At 35.7% G+C, this 16659-nt stretch carries 15 protein-coding genes; 4 read left to right on the plus strand and 11 right to left on the minus strand.

From position 1 onward, the window contains the following. Window positions 1-7: 7 nt before the first annotated feature. From fusA to CGC49_RS03415, 4 genes are all read right to left on the minus strand, one after another. On the minus strand, window positions 8-2128 hold the full coding sequence (gene fusA / locus CGC49_RS03400) for an elongation factor G (protein WP_095911841.1): 2121 nt from the start codon (window positions 2126-2128) through the stop codon (window positions 8-10). An 8-nt stretch (window positions 2129-2136) separates the two neighbouring features. Continuing rightward, entirely contained in the window at window positions 2137-2613 is a 477-nt protein-coding gene (rpsG, locus tag CGC49_RS03405; protein ID WP_042009352.1) for a 30S ribosomal protein S7, read from the minus strand. A 25-nt stretch (window positions 2614-2638) separates the two neighbouring features. Continuing rightward, window positions 2639-3052 carry a 30S ribosomal protein S12 gene (rpsL, locus tag CGC49_RS03410; RefSeq protein WP_002679283.1) on the minus strand — a complete coding sequence of 138 codons (414 nt, stop codon included), beginning with the start codon at window positions 3050-3052 and terminating at the stop codon, window positions 2639-2641. Between the two features lie 418 nt (window positions 3053-3470). Beyond that, window positions 3471-4343 carry a bile acid:sodium symporter family protein gene (locus CGC49_RS03415; protein WP_095911842.1) on the minus strand — a complete coding sequence of 291 codons (873 nt, stop codon included), beginning with the start codon at window positions 4341-4343 and terminating at the stop codon, window positions 3471-3473. A 116-nt stretch (window positions 4344-4459) separates the two neighbouring features. Here CGC49_RS03415 and CGC49_RS03420 point away from each other — a divergent pair, with 116 nt between their 5' ends. Then, window positions 4460-5401, plus strand: a complete 942-nt coding sequence (locus CGC49_RS03420; RefSeq protein WP_095912672.1) for a GSCFA domain-containing protein — start codon at window positions 4460-4462, stop codon at window positions 5399-5401. Window positions 5402-5645: 244 nt separating this feature from the next. Here CGC49_RS03420 and nhaA read toward each other — a convergent pair whose 3' ends face one another. Beyond that, window positions 5646-6980 carry a Na+/H+ antiporter NhaA gene (gene nhaA, locus CGC49_RS03425; RefSeq protein WP_042009358.1) on the minus strand — a complete coding sequence of 445 codons (1335 nt, stop codon included), beginning with the start codon at window positions 6978-6980 and terminating at the stop codon, window positions 5646-5648. Window positions 6981-7450: 470 nt separating this feature from the next. Between nhaA and CGC49_RS03435 the strand changes: the two genes are divergently transcribed. After that, the gene (locus CGC49_RS03435) at window positions 7451-8047 is read left to right on the plus strand and encodes a superoxide dismutase (protein ID WP_042009361.1); all 597 of its coding nucleotides are present in this window, start codon (window positions 7451-7453) and stop codon (window positions 8045-8047) included. A 1-nt stretch (window position 8048) separates the two neighbouring features. Further along, on the plus strand, window positions 8049-8534 hold the full coding sequence (locus tag CGC49_RS03440) for a tetratricopeptide repeat protein (protein WP_042009362.1): 486 nt from the start codon (window positions 8049-8051) through the stop codon (window positions 8532-8534). A 563-nt stretch (window positions 8535-9097) separates the two neighbouring features. Here CGC49_RS03440 and CGC49_RS03450 read toward each other — a convergent pair. Further along, window positions 9098-9538: a di-heme oxidoredictase family protein gene (locus CGC49_RS03450; RefSeq protein WP_369801115.1), complete on the minus strand. Its 441-nt coding sequence runs from the start codon at window positions 9536-9538 to the stop codon at window positions 9098-9100. 142 nt (window positions 9539-9680) lie between these two features. Between CGC49_RS03450 and rhaD the strand changes: the two genes are divergently transcribed. Continuing rightward, a complete protein-coding gene (gene rhaD / locus CGC49_RS03455) occupies window positions 9681-10493 on the plus strand; it encodes a rhamnulose-1-phosphate aldolase (protein WP_042346709.1) in 813 nt (270 codons plus the stop codon). Window positions 10494-10557: 64 nt separating this feature from the next. On the opposite strand, the gene CGC49_RS03460 is transcribed toward rhaD, so the two are convergent. From CGC49_RS03460 to CGC49_RS03480, 5 genes are all read right to left on the minus strand, one after another. Continuing rightward, window positions 10558-11625, minus strand: coding sequence for a DUF2891 domain-containing protein (locus CGC49_RS03460; protein WP_095893413.1), 1068 nt, complete (start codon window positions 11623-11625; stop codon window positions 10558-10560). Window positions 11626-11818: 193 nt separating this feature from the next. Next, window positions 11819-13936 carry a translation factor GTPase family protein gene (locus tag CGC49_RS03465; RefSeq protein WP_095911844.1) on the minus strand — a complete coding sequence of 706 codons (2118 nt, stop codon included), beginning with the start codon at window positions 13934-13936 and terminating at the stop codon, window positions 11819-11821. A 135-nt stretch (window positions 13937-14071) separates the two neighbouring features. Next, on the minus strand, window positions 14072-15334 hold the full coding sequence (locus CGC49_RS03470; RefSeq protein WP_042009369.1) for a mechanosensitive ion channel family protein: 1263 nt from the start codon (window positions 15332-15334) through the stop codon (window positions 14072-14074). A 25-nt stretch (window positions 15335-15359) separates the two neighbouring features. Further along, window positions 15360-15836 carry a regulatory protein RecX gene (locus CGC49_RS03475; RefSeq protein ID WP_095893415.1) on the minus strand — a complete coding sequence of 159 codons (477 nt, stop codon included), beginning with the start codon at window positions 15834-15836 and terminating at the stop codon, window positions 15360-15362. Beyond that, window positions 15837-16538: a 5'-methylthioadenosine/adenosylhomocysteine nucleosidase gene (locus CGC49_RS03480; protein WP_042009371.1), complete on the minus strand. Its 702-nt coding sequence runs from the start codon at window positions 16536-16538 to the stop codon at window positions 15837-15839. Window positions 16539-16659 lie beyond the last annotated feature (121 nt).

Here is a 16659-nt window from a genome sequence, read left to right on the forward strand (position 1 = left end):
TTAAAAATTAGTTACCTTTTGCTTTTTTAATAACTTCTTCTGCAATATTCGACGGAGTTTCAGCGTAGTGAGAAAACTCCATTGTTGATGTTGCACGACCTGATGATAATGTACGCAATGAAGTTACGTAACCAAACATTTCTGATAATGGAACGCTTGCTTTGATAACTTTTGCTCCATTTCTATCATCCATGTTGTTTACTTGTCCACGACGACGGTTCAAGTCTCCTACGATATCACCCATATTTTCTTCTGGAGTGATAACTTCTAGTTTCATAATAGGCTCCATCAACACCGCTTTTGCAGCTCGAGCAGCTTCTTTGTAACCTAATTTAGCTGCCAACTCGAATGACAATGAATCTGAATCGACTGCGTGGAACGAACCATCCACCAAAGTAATTTTCATTGCATCCATTTCAAATCCAGCCAAAGGTCCATTTTTCATAGCCTCTTTGAATCCTTTCTCAACAGATGGGATATACTCTTTTGGAATATTTCCTCCTTTAATTTCGTTGATAAACTCTAAGCCTACTTTACCTTCATCTGCTGGTTCCATGCGGAAGACAATATCTGCAAACTTACCACGTCCACCTGATTGTTTTTTGTAAACCTCACGATGGTTAGCTACCGCTGTAAGAGCTTCTTTGTACTCTACTTGTGGTTGTCCTTGGTTAACTTCAACTTTAAACTCACGTTTCAAACGGTCAACGATAATATCTAAGTGAAGCTCTCCCATACCTGAGATGATAGTTTGCCCAGAAGCCTGATCAGTTTTTACTTGGAATGTTGGATCCTCCTCAGCTAATTTAGCTAATGCCATACCCATTTTATCAACATCTGCTTTTGTTTTAGGCTCAATAGCAATACCTATCACTGGATCTGGGAATACCATAGACTCTAATACGATTGGGTGTTTTTCATCACAAAGAGTATCTCCTGTTTTGATATCTTTAAAACCTACCGCTGCCCCAATATCTCCAGCTTCAATAAATTCAATTGGATTTTGTTTGTTAGCGTGCATTTGGTAGATACGAGAAATACGTTCTTTATTTCCTGAACGAGCGTTCAATACGTAGGTACCTGCATCCAAATGTCCAGAATAAGCACGGAAGAACGCCAAACGACCAACATAAGGGTCTGTAGCAATCTTAAATGCTAATGCCGCAAAAGGTGCTTCTACTGATGGTTTTCTTAAAGCTACAACTCCTGTATCAGGGTGCGTTCCCTCAATAGCTTCTTTGTCTAAAGGAGAAGGTAAGTAACGACATACCGCATCCAACATAAACTGAACACCTTTATTTTTGAAAGAAGAACCACACACCATCGGGATGATTGCCATATCCATCACAGCAGCTCTTAACGCTTTATGTACTTCTTCTTCTGTGATAGAATTTTCATCTTCCATATATTTTTCTAGAAGACCTTCATCATAAGCAGCAACCTCTTCAATCAATTGAGAGCGATATTGATGCACTTCGTCTTTCATCTCCTCAGGGATTTCTACTACATCAAATGTAGCTCCCTGTGTGTCCTCATGCCAAACAATAGCACGATTTTTTACCAAGTCAACTACTCCTTTAAAATCAACCTCATCTCCTATAGGCAATACAATAGGCACAGCGTTTGATTTTAACATTTCTTTCACTTGGTTACAAACGTTCAAGAAGTTAGCTCCTTGTCTGTCCATTTTGTTTACGAAACCAATACGTGGCACTTTGTAGTTATCTGCCAAACGCCAGTTAGTTTCTGATTGAGGTTCAACACCATCAACAGCACTAAACAAAAACACCAAACCATCCAATACACGCAATGAGCGGTTTACCTCAACGGTAAAATCCACGTGACCTGGGGTATCAATGATATTGAAGTGATATTCTTTGGCATCTGCTGTTGGTTTTCCGTTTTCTGTTGGGAAGTTCCACGTACAAGTGGTTGCAGCTGATTGGATAGTGATTCCACGCTCAGCCTCTTGCTCCATCCAGTCCATTGTTGAAGCTCCATCGTGAACTTCTCCTAATTTATGTGTCTTTCCTGTATAGAATAGGATACGCTCCGTTGTCGTAGTTTTTCCTGCGTCAATGTGAGCCGCAATTCCAATGTTTCTTGTATATTGTAAATCTCTTGCCATATTATATACTAAAATCTAAAGTGTGAGAATGCTTTGTTTGCTTCTGCCATTTTGTGCGTATCCATTCTTTTCTTAACAGCCGCACCTTCTTCTTTTGCTGCTGACAAAATTTCTCCAGCTAATTTTTGTGCCATTGATTTCTCATTTCTTTTACGAGCATAACCAATCAACCATTTCATAGCCATTGACACTTTTCTATCAGGTCTGATTTGCATAGGAATTTGGAATGTTGCCCCTCCTACACGGCGAGAACGTACCTCAACGTGAGGCATTACGTTCGTTAGAGCGTCTTTCCACACTTCCAAAGCTGTTTTTTCTTCGTTGTTTTTCTTCTGATCTACGATATCAAGAGCATCATAGAACACTTTAAAAGCCACTGACTTTTTACCATCCCACATTAAATTGTTTACAAAACGCGTAACTAATTGGTCATTAAATTTCGGATCTGGTAAAAGAGGTCTTTTCTTAGCCTGTCTTTTTCTCATTTTTTCTTAGTTAAAAGATTTTTAATTACTTTTTCTTACCTTTTGCTGGAGCTGCTGCTGCTTGTCCTGGTTTTGGACGTTTAGCCCCATATTTAGAACGACGTTGCGTTCTTCCTGCTACTCCCGCTGTGTCTAACGCACCACGAACGATGTGGTATCGAACACCAGGCAAATCTTTAACCCTTCCGCCTCGTACCAATACTATCGAGTGCTCTTGGAGGTTATGTCCTTCTCCTGGAATGTAAGCGTTCACCTCATTACCATTTGTCAAACGTACACGAGCAACTTTACGCATCGCTGAGTTTGGTTTTTTAGGTGTTGTGGTGTAAACACGCGTACACACTCCTCTACGTTGAGGACACGAATCCAAAGCAACCGATTTACTCTTCTTGGTAATTCTGGTTCTTCCTTTTCGTACTAACTGTGAAATTGTTGGCATAATTTAATTTATAAAATAATTTAATTAATTCTCCCGTTAATTGAGGGTGCAAAAGTATTGTTTTATTTTTAAAACACCAAGAAATCAATACTTTAATTTATGTACAACATCTAACCCCCTACCCTCTTTCATCTTATTTCTGTAATAAAAAAACAGAACTTGTTTATAAACAAAAAAGCATAAGAACTTAATAAACAGCATATTAAAAAAAGTTGTTTTGTTAAAAAAATAAAAAAAGTTGTTTTTGTAACTTTTTTCAATTTTTAGTCAGTTTTTCTGCTTCTTGTTTATTACAGTTAATCTTTGAGGTACGAAAATAACCTTTAAACGATTATTCTTTCTCCTTTTGATTGACTGTGGTTAAATAAATCTTTAAAAAGTAACGTAAAATATACAACCTTACACATCTGGTTGTTTATCATTGATTATATCTTCGTCCCATCACTATGAAAGCGAAGGCTAATGTTGTGAAAAAGGAGAACATGGCATAAACTAACGCTGGTTTTGCCATTTCTACGCTTTGTACCAATCCAGCGATATATATGGCAAGTACAGTGTTTTGTAATCCTACCTCAATACCTATGGTAGTTGCTTGTACGTTCGATATACCAAAAGTCTTTTTTGATATGATGTAGCTGAGTACCATGGAAAGCAAATGTATTGCTAAGGCATAGGGCAATATGCTTAGAATTTCCTCAAACACAATACCTGTTCCTCCTGATTCCTGATCAGCGAAAAATTTAATAATAAATACCAATCCTAACAAAATCGTATTGATAATCTTTAAGGGGATTTTTATTTTTAGAGCTAAATTCGGATAATAGCGATTGAACAACAGTCCTAAAAATGCGGGTATGATGATGACTTTGCTTACTTCCCAAAAGGTTTCGGTCATTGATAGAGAAAACTCAGATGAACTGTGCATAAAAATCGAAATACCAAGGTTGGTAAGAGTTGGTATGGTGAAAAACATCAACAAACTGTTGATTGAAGTTAAAGCTACCGCCAAAGCTGTATCAGCATTAACTAAATAGGAAACAAAATTAGAGGTAGTTCCTCCAGGGCATATGGCTACAATGATTAATCCTACTTTTAATGCTGGAGGTAAATCCGAAAAGTAGGCTATTGCAAATGCTAACAGAGGTAGAAAAACCATCTGTGCAGTCAACCCTACTGTAAAAGCCTTTGCATGAGTAAATATGTTTTCAAAATCCTTGAATTTTAAGGAACTACCAATCGCAAAGGTTACCAGCATCAATACGGCTGACATCAATTGATCTATTAAATCCATCTCTTATATATTTATTTTTTTTCTGAAAACGGTTGGCAAAAGTACGTACTTTTTTTTGTTTATTTATCTCGTTATCATCTATTTTTGAAAAAAACGTATCTTTGCCCAAAAAAAGAATGTTCAGAACCATCGTTCCCATCCACCCTAATAAAGCTCAAATCCAATTTGAATCTAAAATTGTCAGTTTTGGTTCTTGCTTTTCATTAAATATGGCTAAGAAATTAGGCTATCACAAAATGCGAACAGTTTCTAATCCGTTTGGGATTTTATTTCATCCGTTGGCCATTGAAAAGGTTATTCGTAAATCTGTTAAAAATGAATTATTTACAGAAAAAGATTTCTTTTTTCATGATGATAAATGGCTCTGCTTTGACCTACATTCCGAATTGAGCCAACCAACATTAGATTCTGCTGTGGAACGAGCCAACCAGCAGTTAATAATCTCACAAAAGGCTTTACAATCATCTGATTTTATTTTTATTACGCTCGGAACTGCTTGGGTTTACACGCATGAAACGGGAAAAGTAGTTGCTAATTGCCACAAGGTTCCACAACAACATTTTTCAAAACGATTGCTTTCTTTCTCAGAAATAGAGAATAGCTTACAATCTATATTTCAATTAGTTAATATTATAAATCCAAAAATTCATTGTATCTGTACCATTTCGCCCGTGCGACACTTAAAAGACGGATTCACTGAGAATAATATTAGTAAATCTCTATTAATAAGCTCTCTACATTCTGTTATCAAAAAAAGTAGTCATACTTCCTATTTCCCGGCCTACGAAATTATGATGGATGAACTTCGGGATTATCGTTTTTATGCCGATGATATGTTACACCCATCTGATGTAGCTATTGACTACATTTGGAAACGTTTTACTGAAAGCTACTTCTCTCCAGATTGTCTATCTATATTGAAAGAAGTTGACGCTATCCAAAAAGGATTACAACACCGTCCATTTAACAGCAACAGTAAGTCTTTCATCTCTTTTCAAGAACAACTGCATAAAAAAATAACTCTACTGAAAAAACGATTTCCATTTGTGGAGTTTTAAACTTTTTGGTAAAAAGTTTACACAATTTGAACTCCGTAATTCTTTACTCTCCTTATCAATGAATGAGAGCATAAAAAATATTCAAAAAAAAAATCATTTTTTTTGTAACATTTGACTTTTTTTATCGTCTATATAGATGTAGACGAGAGTTTATCCTTTTTAAATTAGTAAAAAACAAGAAAGGCTATCTAAATTATAAGATGGCCTTTTCTTTATGATAAAAACGAAAAATTATGGACTTATTCTACACTTCTTCAACTTCTATCTTATCTTTTTCTTTCTTATTTAACACTAAGTATCCACATATACCACCAAACAGTGATGCTGCAAAAATTCCGATTTTAGCTTGATCAATGAGCATAGGATTCTTAAATGCCAAAGTGGTAACAAATAACGACATAGTAAACCCAATAGCAGCTAAAAGTCCCAAACCAAACAAATTACGTAAATTCATTCCTCGAGGGAAAGTTCCCAGCCCTAATTTTACCATCAATAAGGTAAAACTTACAACACCAATCACTTTTCCGAAAAATAAGCCCAAAGCAACACCAAGAGCCACATTAGTTTCAAAAAGTGTGCTTAACTCAATATCCAAAGAAACTCCTGCATTTGCCAAAGCGAAAATCGGAATCACGACAAAGGTTACGAATGGGTGCATAGCGTGTTCAAGTCGTTGTAGTGGAGGTATTGATCTGCGGGTGTCAATACTCACTTTTTCTAAAAGATGTAGTTGCTTTTCTGTCAATGTTGGACGCGTGTTATTAGGGTCTAAACGCTTGAATCTTTTTAAATAACTTTGAATGTTATGAACAAATTCGCTTTCCTTCATCTGCACATCGGTTGGAATCATAAAAGCAACTAAAACAGCCGATATGGTAGCGTGTACACCTGAAAGCAAGAAAGCAATCCAAACGACAATTCCGATCAAAGCGTAGAACAACACATGACGTATGCCTATGCGTTTTCCTAAATAAAGTAAGAATAACAATGCAAAACCTAAACCTAAGTTAGCGAATGATATTTCAGATGTATAGAAAAATGCAATTACCAATACGGCTCCCAAATCATCAACTATAGCCAAGGCTGTCAAAAACACCTTCAATGATAATGGAATTTTATCTCCCAAAAGATAAAGCACTGCTAATGAGAAAGCTATATCCGTTGCCATCGGGATTCCCCATCCACTATGGGCTTCTCCTGAAGGATTTAAAGCTAAATAAATGATAGCGGGTACAATCATTCCTCCCAGAGCTGCCGCAATCGGTAGCATCGCTTCACGAGGATTTGACAACTCACCTGCTACAATTTCTCGTTTCAGTTCCAAACCAACAACAAAGAAAAACAAAGACATCAATCCGTCGTTTATCCAATGATGAACCGTAAAATTTAAGTAGGGTTCCCCATCAAAAACAAATCCGAAATGATGCTCAAAAAAATGAAAATAGGAATCAGACCATGGAGAGTTTGCTAAAAATAAAGCGAGAATTACGTTGATTCCCAAAACAATACCTCCCGATTTCGCCTGTTTTGTGAATTTATAAATCGGAGAGGTTAAACGGTCAAATAGATATTTTTCCATAAGTACTATACATATATTGTTTATGAACAATTAGTTTCGGTAAAAGTACTAATTTTTTCCCAAAAAAAACGATTAATTCCTCTGTTTTTTTTCCACAAAGTAGTTATTTCCGTAGTAAATATTTGTTTTTCAAAGGAATATTTTTTGAACATATGAAGGGTATGCTGTAACATAAAAGGAATATTGAGAATGTGATTTAGAAAATAACGAATGCATGGAAATGCCATTAAAAATAAAACAAAAAAACTTAATACAAATTAATAAGTAAAGCTGTTTTATTCACTAAAAATTATTCTATATATTTGGTTTACAATTTATTAAAAACTATATTATGAAAATAAATAAAAAAATTACTATTTTTATTTTTTAGATAAGTCTAAATTATTATTTTTGCTAATCTAAAAAAATAAGAGACTGATAATATTAAAAAACTAAAAACCAATAAACTAACTAATTTAATTGTAAGTAAAATGAAAATTAATCACACACTTCCAGAGCTTCCGTATGATAAAAACGCTCTAAACCCGATTATTACCGAAGAAACTTTTGACTATCACTACGGGAAGCATCACGCTGCCTATGTAAACAACCTTGCAGGATTGGTAAAAGATACCGAATGGGAGGAAAAAGACATCGTGGACATCATCCGAAAAAGCCACGCCGAAAACAATGTAGCCATCTTTAACAATGCAGCTCAACATTGGAATCACTCCTTTTTTTGGAATTGCCTGTCGCCCGATGGCGGAAAAAATCCTACGGGAAAAATAGCCGAACTCATCCACCGCGATTTCGGAAGTTTTGAAAATTTTAAAGAACAATTCTCTACCATTGCTGTAAAATTATTCGGTGCAGGTTGGGCTTGGCTGGCTCAAAATCAAGAAGGAAAACTAGAAATTCTGCCAATGAAAGATGCCTATACTCCGCTTACGGAAAACAAAACGCCTATTCTCACCATTGATGTATGGGAACACGCTTACTATATTGATTACCGAAATGCAAGACCTAAATTCGTGGAAGGTTTCTGGGAATTAGTGAACTGGAATTTTGCTAACCAAAATCTGAAATAATATGAGCGATATTTGTATAAATCACATAGAAAATTATTGGAAGTTACTAACCGAAGAGGCTAATAATTTTTTCAATCAAGAAAAGTACGAACTGGCTTTGGATAGCTATCTCAATGCCTTGTACAGAGCCGAAGTACTCAGCAATAATTTGCAAGACTGTATTCGTATGAAAGTGCCTTTCGTACAAGTGTATACTATTTCGTGTTACAATTTGGCAAATTGTTATCAAGAAGTTAAGGACTTGAACAGAGCCGAAGAGATACTGCAAAAGGCTATATATTTTCTTTTACATCTTTATGAAAAGAATTATGAAAAAGAGAGTATTCAAAAAGAATTAAGAAAATCTGTTCTAAACTACCTTAGTTTTACTCAAAAAAGTAATGTTAAAACATCAAGAACAGATGCTTTCTTGACTTATTTAAAAAATCAAACAACAAAATATAATTTACAAAATATAAAAACATTTGATTATGTGCAATTCAATTAAACTGGTTCAGAAGGAACAATTACAACTCATTCAAAAAGGAATACTAAGTATTGGGGACAAATTACCTAAATGAGCTCCCTTTACAAGATAAAAAATAAGAAATAAAGATAATAAATGATTGATTATTAATTATTCTGTATTTTGTTCTGAAACGCGATTCTCAACCCTACCTATTACTGCTCTTGTCTTTTTAGTACATACAAAGATGCTCTCGAAAAGACTTTTTTACACACAAAATATATCTTAAAAAACTTTATTCTATTTAGAACAAAACCTCAAAATTGAAAAAGCAAAAAAAAACAGAAATAATTTTGATTAAATTGGCCCAGAAAATGGTTCTTACAAAGGTCTCAATCAGCTTCAGACAAAAAATAACAAGTGCAGTGTTTTAATACTCTGCACTTGTTTGTGATTTCATACTCATCTCGAAAAATCAGTTAGTGAACACTATTTAAGGAATATATAGAGAAAAATTTATAATAAACATTCCCAAAAACAGTAAACACAACTTAACAGGTAATACTGTATTTGAGAATAAAGTAGGAGGTGTCTTTAAACAGTTTTTATATTGAATTTATAAACTCCAATAAATCTTCTCGGTCTTTTTTTGAGAGTTGTTTGAATTTTTCTTTGGTATCTTTAGCTTCTCCTCCGTGCCATAAAATGGCTTCAGTCACGTTTTTAGCACGTCCATCGTGAAGAAATTCAGTATGTCCATTTACTAGAAATTGTAATCCAATACCCCAAAGCGGACGTGTTTTCCATTCATTGCCATCGGCTAAAAAGTCCGGACGACCATCTGCTAAATCTTCACCCATATCGTGCAAAAGCATATCCGTATATGGATAAAATGTTTGGTTTGCCAATGCTTTAATAGGGCTGCTCCCTTGTAACCACATAACTAACATTTTATCATGTATATAGTTAGGAATTAAACGTAAAAAAGAATATCTTAGAGCGATGATTTTATGGTTTCCTCTTAATTCGTGAAACGGTTGAGATATTACAAATTAGTGAACACTGCTTCTTACTCTAAAATATCAACGCTTAAAATTATGATCTTGATCATTTTTAATTCAAAAGATATTTTGTAACTTTGTGGGGTTGAACTTATGTATAATAATTTTTAAAAAACACATAAAATACATGAAAACTAAGGAGTTACCAAAGTCAGTTAGAAAAGAAATTAAAAAAGTAAGCGAAGTAGCGAGTTATCTATGGCAACGTGAGTGGGCAGAGCGCAATGCAGGAAACATTTCGATAGATTTGACAGATCACTTCACCGAAGAGTTGATTAATTCCACGCCGAAAAAGTATGTGCCATGTGTGCAACTTCCCAAAGAATCGGCGGGAAAAGTCATTTTTGTAACGGGAACAGGACGTTATTTACGATCATTAATCCACGATATTAACAAAACGGCTTGTATTTTGCATATTAACGAAACTGCTGATTCGTATGCAATAATTTGGGGAGGAAAGGGTGAAGCTTTTGCACCTACGAGTGAACTGATTTCACATGTTAAAATTCACTGTTTCAATCAAAAGTACAAACCTACACATAAAACAGTGTTACATACCCATGCTATCGAACTTATTGTACTGAGCCACCATGACTTGTTTTACAATGAAGCCAAGTTAAATCATTCATTGTGGAAATTATGCCCTGAAATTAGGGTGTTCGTTCCAAATGGAGTACATTGCTGTCCGTATGCACTTTCTGGTACAGAGAGTTTAGCCGATATTACTATCGAAGGACTCAAAACCCATGATGTTATTCTCTGGGAAAAACACGGTGTGTTAGCTACCGGTGAAGATGTGGTACGAGCCTTTGACTACTTGGATGTTGCAAATAAAGGAGCTAAAATGCTGTTGATGGCGTGGGCTGCAGGTTTTGAACCACAAGGAATGAACGACCAGCAGTTGGATGAATTGGAACGCCTTTTTTTAGGTAAAAAGTAATTTTTCAAGGGAGTTAGCAGTCCCAAGAGTTTTTACTAATTTTTTTGGGACTGTTTTTTTATACTTAGAACTCGCTCAATGCGTACACTGCAAAACTCGCTAACCAATGACTTCCTCCGTAATTACCTTGGAAAACTAATGGTAAAGCATTGTTTAATAGTTTTTTAGAAGATAAATCAAATTCCTTTTTCAAGCGATGATTCCGAGGTAGCTCTTTAGCAATAGCTTTCATACACCATGCTCTCGAAAAGGACAATCCCACCAAATGCACAATTTGATAATCGTTCAAATCACTGATAATTGGTAATTCTTTGATGTTGTTTAAGCTACGCTTGTCATAAAACTGATTTAACCATTTTGTAAACTCTTTTTTAGGTAGTATACGTCGCATCAAATTGGCAGTTTCCAAACTTGGTGAAAAGAAATCACTGCCATTAGGTTCTAAATAGGCAGGGATATTTTTATCTTTTAAGTAAAAAGCTTTCGACTTTTCAATAAGTTGATTTTCAAAATTTTTATCGCCAACCGTTCTTGCCCAATCAATGGCAAATCCCATCGCAAATGCTGAATTAGGATGTACACCCGTACGATTAGGATAAGTTTGTTTGGGAAGAAAATCTAACCAAAGTTGTTTTATTTTTTGAGTTAAGGGACTCAAATTATCATGCCATTGTTTTGCCTTAGGGTGTTTTGCTTTGGCTAACTCCTCGTCCAATTTTAGAATCCATGCCCAGCCATAGGTACGTTCAAATGTAGTAGCTCCTTTGTATGTAGTGAAATAAGCAGCTTCGGCTTCCATTTTTTTCTTATTAAATGATTTATCCAATACCGTTTCGATGATTTCTCGATTAGCTATTTCGGGCATTGTCTCTAAAATTCTAACCAACATCCAATGACCATGGACAGAGCTATGCCAATCGTAGCAACCGTAAAAAACAGGATGTAACTCGCGGGGAGTTAGTCGAGCGTCTTTTTCCGCATTGATGCCATGTCCGGTTTTGTTTGGATATTCTTCTTCAATGCAATGTAGAGGCAAACTTGCTAACTTCTCGGCTATTTGGGTGGTGAAAACAACCTCTTGTGCGATTCCCCATAGAGGAAATAACAACATTCCTAAAATTATTTTTTTCATATTCAATTCAGATTATTACAAAATATTTTGTTATAAAAAATGAATAACAATGTAAAACATAAAAGTTAAAAACTTTGTCGTATGTTCATATTCTTTTTCAATGAATACAAATGTACGACAAAGTTTAGATAAAAAGTAAATGTAATTCTCTTATTTCCTGCGAAAAACACTTTACTTTATCAATCCTTTATAATTATTCCTTAATTCCTGATAACAGCAATTTCTCCTGCACTTCGTGGCTCATCACTTGATACCCCCATAGATGTCGGTTGAATTTCGATTTTCCTTGAGTGATGGAACGCAACGAAGTGGAGTAACCGTACATTTCGGCAATGGGTACTAAGGCTTTGATTTGCTGATACTGCCGTACGCTATCAATCCCTGTGATTACAGCTCTGCGACTTTGTAAATCGGTCATCACATCGCCCATAGCTACAGTGTCACAAAGTACTTCGAGTTCGTAAATAGGCTCCATAATTTTTGGTGAAGCATTTTTGAACGCTTCAGCAAATCCTGCTGATGCTGCCAATTGGAATGCGATGTCATTGGAATCCACTGGGTGCATTTTTCCATCGAAAATGCTTACCCGAATGTTTTGGCAATATGAGCCTGTGAGAGGCCCTTCTTCCATTTTTGCCATGATTCCTTTTTTGATAGCACCAATGAAGCGAGTGTCTATACTTCCTCCAACGATGCACCATAGAAAATGCAGGTGTCCGCCCCATGGCAATTCGATAAGTTCTTCTTTTCTGATATTCAAATCGGTAGGGAGCGGTCGGTCTGCTTCGTAAGGTTCTATACGTAAATGGACTTCAGCGAATTGTCCAGCTCCTCCTGATTGTTTTTTGTGTCGATATTGAGCTTCTGCTGTTTTTGAAATAGTTTCACGATATGGAATTTTTGGTCTAATTAGCTCCATGTCAATATTGTACAATGATTTTATACGTTGTTTCACCACATCAAAATGCATTTGCCCTTGTCCGTGAATGATGGTTTGTTTCAACTCAGGTGAATATTGCAATGTAAAGGTAGGGTCTTCCTCCTGAATAACGTGTAACGCATTGGTCAGTTTTTCAAAATCAGATTTTGATGGCGGTACCACAGCCATACGTATTTTCATCTGAGGGAATTTAATTTTTCGGATTTGTACTCCTTCATGTCCTTGGGAATTGAGTGTATTATTAGTATGTGAATTTTTTAGTTTTATGGTAACTCCCAAATCTCCCGCAACCAATTCCTCGACAGCTTCGCGGTTTTTTCCATTTACGACGAAAATTTTATTGATACGCTCATCTTCGCCATTCATTTGGTTTGTGAGTGTGTCACCTGTTTTAAGTGTTCCACTGTACACTTTAAAGTAGCTCAATTCTCCGATTTGGGCTTCGTTCAGTGTTTTGTAGATGAAAATAGAAGTCGGTAAATCAGCTTTTGGGGCAAGAGTATCGCCATTTTGTAGTATTCTGGCGGGACGTTGCAGAGGTGACGGACAAATATCTCGAATGAACCCCATCACGCGTCCTGTTCCCTTATTTTCTTTAGATGAAACACAAAAGACGGGGAAGAAGTTTTGTTTACCCATGGCTAATTGTAATCCTTTGGTAAGATCTTCTTCGCTGAGAGTTCCTTGATCAAAATATTTTTCCATCAGACCTTCTTCTTCTTCGGCAGCAACTTCAACCAATTTATTATGAAGTTCTTTTGCTCGGTCGAGTACGTCAGCAGGGATGGACTCTTTTTTAGGTTTCCCTCCGTTGGCATCGAAAGTGTACATTACCATTCGTAGGGCATCGACTATTTTATGAAAGCCTTTATCTATATTGTAAGGAAACTGAATCTCAATGACTTTATCACCAAAAGTAGTTTTGATATCTTGAAGCGATTTGTCGAAATTCGCCTTTTCATGATCTAATTGATTGATAACAAATAGAGTGGGCGTTCCGAATTCATCAATATAGTCTTTATGAAGTTCATTTTGTACTTCAATTCCTTCTTTAGCATTGATGACTACTACGGCAGTGTCAGCAACTTTTAATCCTGAAATGGCTTCACCAATAAAATCATCAAACCCTGGGGTGTCAATCAAGTTTATTTTTACGTCGCCCCATTGCACATGCATCAGTGAACTGAAAATACTGTGTTTTTTATCTTTTTCCATATCATGGAAATCCGAAACCGTATTTCCTTCCTCGACATTTCCAATTCGGGTGGTAGCTCCCGATTCAAATAACATTGTTTCTACCAATGATGTTTTTCCGCTTCCGGCGTGTCCTAAAAGAACCGCATTCCGAATATTATTTGTGTTGTAACTCATTTTGAATATTTTTTTATATTAAGTTCAGATTCTATACTTAGCATAGAACCTATGTTAAAAATACCCCATAAAGGTACAAAATTTTCTAAACACAATGCAAGAAAAATAAAGTTTTTTTTTGGATTTGGCAGTATTTTATTCGGCTGTTTGATTTTTAATCTCTCTTATTGCAGAGAAGTTATGCCCTGTTGGTTCTTGAAATAATCGCAGATTAAACGTTGGCACGATGGCTATAATATGATCAAAAATGTCCGATTGTATTCCTTCGTAAATGATAAATTCTTTAATTTTTGAGAACATATAAATCTCAATAGGGACTCCCTTTTCTGTAGCTTGTAACTGTCTGACTAAGAACATCATGTCTAAATTCACATACCCTGATTCACGCAAATAATTCTCTACGTACTTTCGGAACGTACCAATATTTGTCAATCGCCGTTGGTTAAATTGCTCTGGTTCATTAGCGTTTACTTGATTGATGATTTTAATTTTATCCTCAATATACTCAGATATAAGACGTATCTTTCGGAAAGTATTTATCTCTTCTTCCGACAGAAAATGGATAGATTCCATGTCTATATTGACATGACGTTTGATGCGTCGTCCATCCGATTCCTGCATTCCTCGCCAGTTAGTGAAGGATTCAGATGTTAGTTTATATGTTGGTATGGTAGTGATAGTTCTATCCCAATTTTGTACTTTAACAGTAGTTAAGCCTATATCTATCACGATACCATCTGCACCATCTTTAGGAAGTTCTACCCAATCACCTACGTACACCATCTTGTTTGCCGAAAGCTGAATACCAGCAACAAAACCCATAATCATATCTTTATAAACGATTAAAAGAATGGTAATCATAGCTCCCAATCCTGCTAAAATATCCATAAAATTTTTATTTGCAAAAATGGATATGATGGCAACCCCCGCTAAAGAATATAACACTACTTTTCCTAATTGGATATATATTTTGACAATTGCACTCACTCCTTTTAAATGAATGAAAAGCTGTTGAATGGCATTGAGCAATGCATTTAAAAACAAAACAGTAACCACAATGAAATAGACACCAATAAAAGTTGATACAAACCAACGAACTGATGATGAAGATATTAAGTCTTGTAAATTTTGCATTAAAATACCTGGGAAGAAATGAGCAAAATTGGAGAATACGCGATTTTCCATAAAAATATCATCCCATTGATTGGCCGTGTATCCTACAATTTTCGGAATCACCCTACGCATTACAAAAGTTAAAACCCTATCAACCAAATAAGCTAAGGTGAAAATTAATACCAAAATTACGATGGATTGTACAAACACAGCCCAATGATTTTCAAGCCCGTACGATTCAAAAAATGCCACGGATTCTTTGCGATAAAATACTAATCTTTCCATTGTTTATCCTATTTTTAAGTACTTTTTAATCTTCATAAAGTTCATGAACCTTGTTGTAAACCAATTCCGATTCCCATCCTCGATAAAGCAAATAATCAGCTAATTTTCTTTTGGCTTTGTACACGCTTTTTTCTTTAATTTCGGCTTGTTTTTTCTCGGCTAAAGAATCAAAAATTTCTTCATATTCCTCATCGTCAATTTCTTCCATTGCTGAATTGATGATGTAAGTTGATAATCCTCTGAATTTCAATTCCCGCTTGATACGAATCTTTCCCCATTTTTTATAACGTAATTTTCCACGAACAAAACTTTTAGCAAAACGTTCTTCATTGAGAAAATTATTTTGAATCAAGTACACCATAATTTCGTCAATTGCCAATGGAATCATCCGCATCTGACGTAGTTTCTCGACTACCTCTGCTTGATAACGCTCCTGATAGGCACAAAAAAGCTCCATTCTTCGCTTAGCTTCCTCAACGGTATATGTTTTTACGGTTTCCATTTAATTTTGCAGCTCTGAAAAGTATTTTAATAGGTCAATATTGATTTCAGCCGAGAGTTTTCCCGCCTCGTGAACAAAAGTTTCGTAGGAAACCGCATTTCCTTCTCCCGCTTTGTCCGAAATAGCTCTAAGCATAATGAAAGGTATGTTCATCATATAACAGGTTTGAGCAATAGCCGCAGCTTCCATTTCAACAGCTTTTGCCTTCGGGAAATTCGTTTCAATTATTTTTAGTCGCTGAGGTTCAGAAATGAATGAATCACCACTAACGACCATTCCCACATGCAATTGATTACTGTGTTTTTCGGCTACTTTTTTCGCCAAATCAAACCATTTTTTGTCAGGTAAAAAAGCTGGAGGCATTTGTGCTTGTTGTCCTATTTCATAACCAAAAGCCGTTACATCTACATCGTGATGGCGAACTTCGGCAGCTAAGATAATGTCATAAACAACAGTGTCGCCCAATCCTCCTGCTGTTCCTGTGTTTATAATCAATTGAGGTTCAAAGTGTTCTATGAGTAAAGTTGTTCCCACTGCAGCACTTACCTTACCAATACCCGAAAGCAACACAACTACCGAAAGTCCGTAAAGTTCACCTTCATAAAATTCAAAACGCCCAATTTTAGTTGTTTTTACATTGTTTAATTTAGCTCGTAATGTGCTCACTTCAAGCTCCATAGCTCCTATGATTCCGATCTTCATCTTTTACCTTTATTGTGATTTAGTGAATTACAAAAGTAGAAAAAATATTTGGTTGTGGGAAGTCTTAAAAAATAAGATTCACAGAAAAAAAATGAATTCCTCATTCCATATCTGGTTTATC

The organism is Capnocytophaga sp. H4358 (assembly GCF_002302515.1).
Taxonomy (GTDB): Bacteria; Bacteroidota; Bacteroidia; order Flavobacteriales; family Flavobacteriaceae; genus Capnocytophaga; species Capnocytophaga canis.

What these genes read in the sequence shown, in the direction of transcription:
- fusA (WP_095911841.1), bottom strand. Translation starts at nt 2,128, where the DNA reads ATGGCAAGAGATTTACAATATACAAGAAACATTGGAATTGCGGCTCAC.
- rpsG (WP_042009352.1), bottom strand. Translation starts at nt 2,613, where the DNA reads ATGAGAAAAAGACAGGCTAAGAAAAGACCTCTTTTACCAGATCCGAAA.
- rpsL (WP_002679283.1), bottom strand. Translation starts at nt 3,052, where the DNA reads ATGCCAACAATTTCACAGTTAGTACGAAAAGGAAGAACCAGAATTACC.
- CGC49_RS03415 (WP_095911842.1), bottom strand. Translation starts at nt 4,343, where the DNA reads ATGGATTTAATAGATCAATTGATGTCAGCCGTATTGATGCTGGTAACC.
- CGC49_RS03420 (WP_095912672.1), top strand. Translation starts at nt 4,460, where the DNA reads ATGTTCAGAACCATCGTTCCCATCCACCCTAATAAAGCTCAAATCCAA.
- nhaA (WP_042009358.1), bottom strand. Translation starts at nt 6,980, where the DNA reads ATGGAAAAATATCTATTTGACCGTTTAACCTCTCCGATTTATAAATTC.
- CGC49_RS03435 (WP_042009361.1), top strand. Translation starts at nt 7,451, where the DNA reads ATGAAAATTAATCACACACTTCCAGAGCTTCCGTATGATAAAAACGCT.
- CGC49_RS03440 (WP_042009362.1), top strand. Translation starts at nt 8,049, where the DNA reads ATGAGCGATATTTGTATAAATCACATAGAAAATTATTGGAAGTTACTA.
- rhaD (WP_042346709.1), top strand. Translation starts at nt 9,681, where the DNA reads ATGAAAACTAAGGAGTTACCAAAGTCAGTTAGAAAAGAAATTAAAAAA.
- CGC49_RS03460 (WP_095893413.1), bottom strand. Translation starts at nt 11,625, where the DNA reads ATGAAAAAAATAATTTTAGGAATGTTGTTATTTCCTCTATGGGGAATC.
- CGC49_RS03465 (WP_095911844.1), bottom strand. Translation starts at nt 13,936, where the DNA reads ATGAGTTACAACACAAATAATATTCGGAATGCGGTTCTTTTAGGACAC.
- CGC49_RS03470 (WP_042009369.1), bottom strand. Translation starts at nt 15,334, where the DNA reads ATGGAAAGATTAGTATTTTATCGCAAAGAATCCGTGGCATTTTTTGAA.
- CGC49_RS03475 (WP_095893415.1), bottom strand. Translation starts at nt 15,836, where the DNA reads ATGGAAACCGTAAAAACATATACCGTTGAGGAAGCTAAGCGAAGAATG.
- CGC49_RS03480 (WP_042009371.1), bottom strand. Translation starts at nt 16,538, where the DNA reads ATGAAGATCGGAATCATAGGAGCTATGGAGCTTGAAGTGAGCACATTA.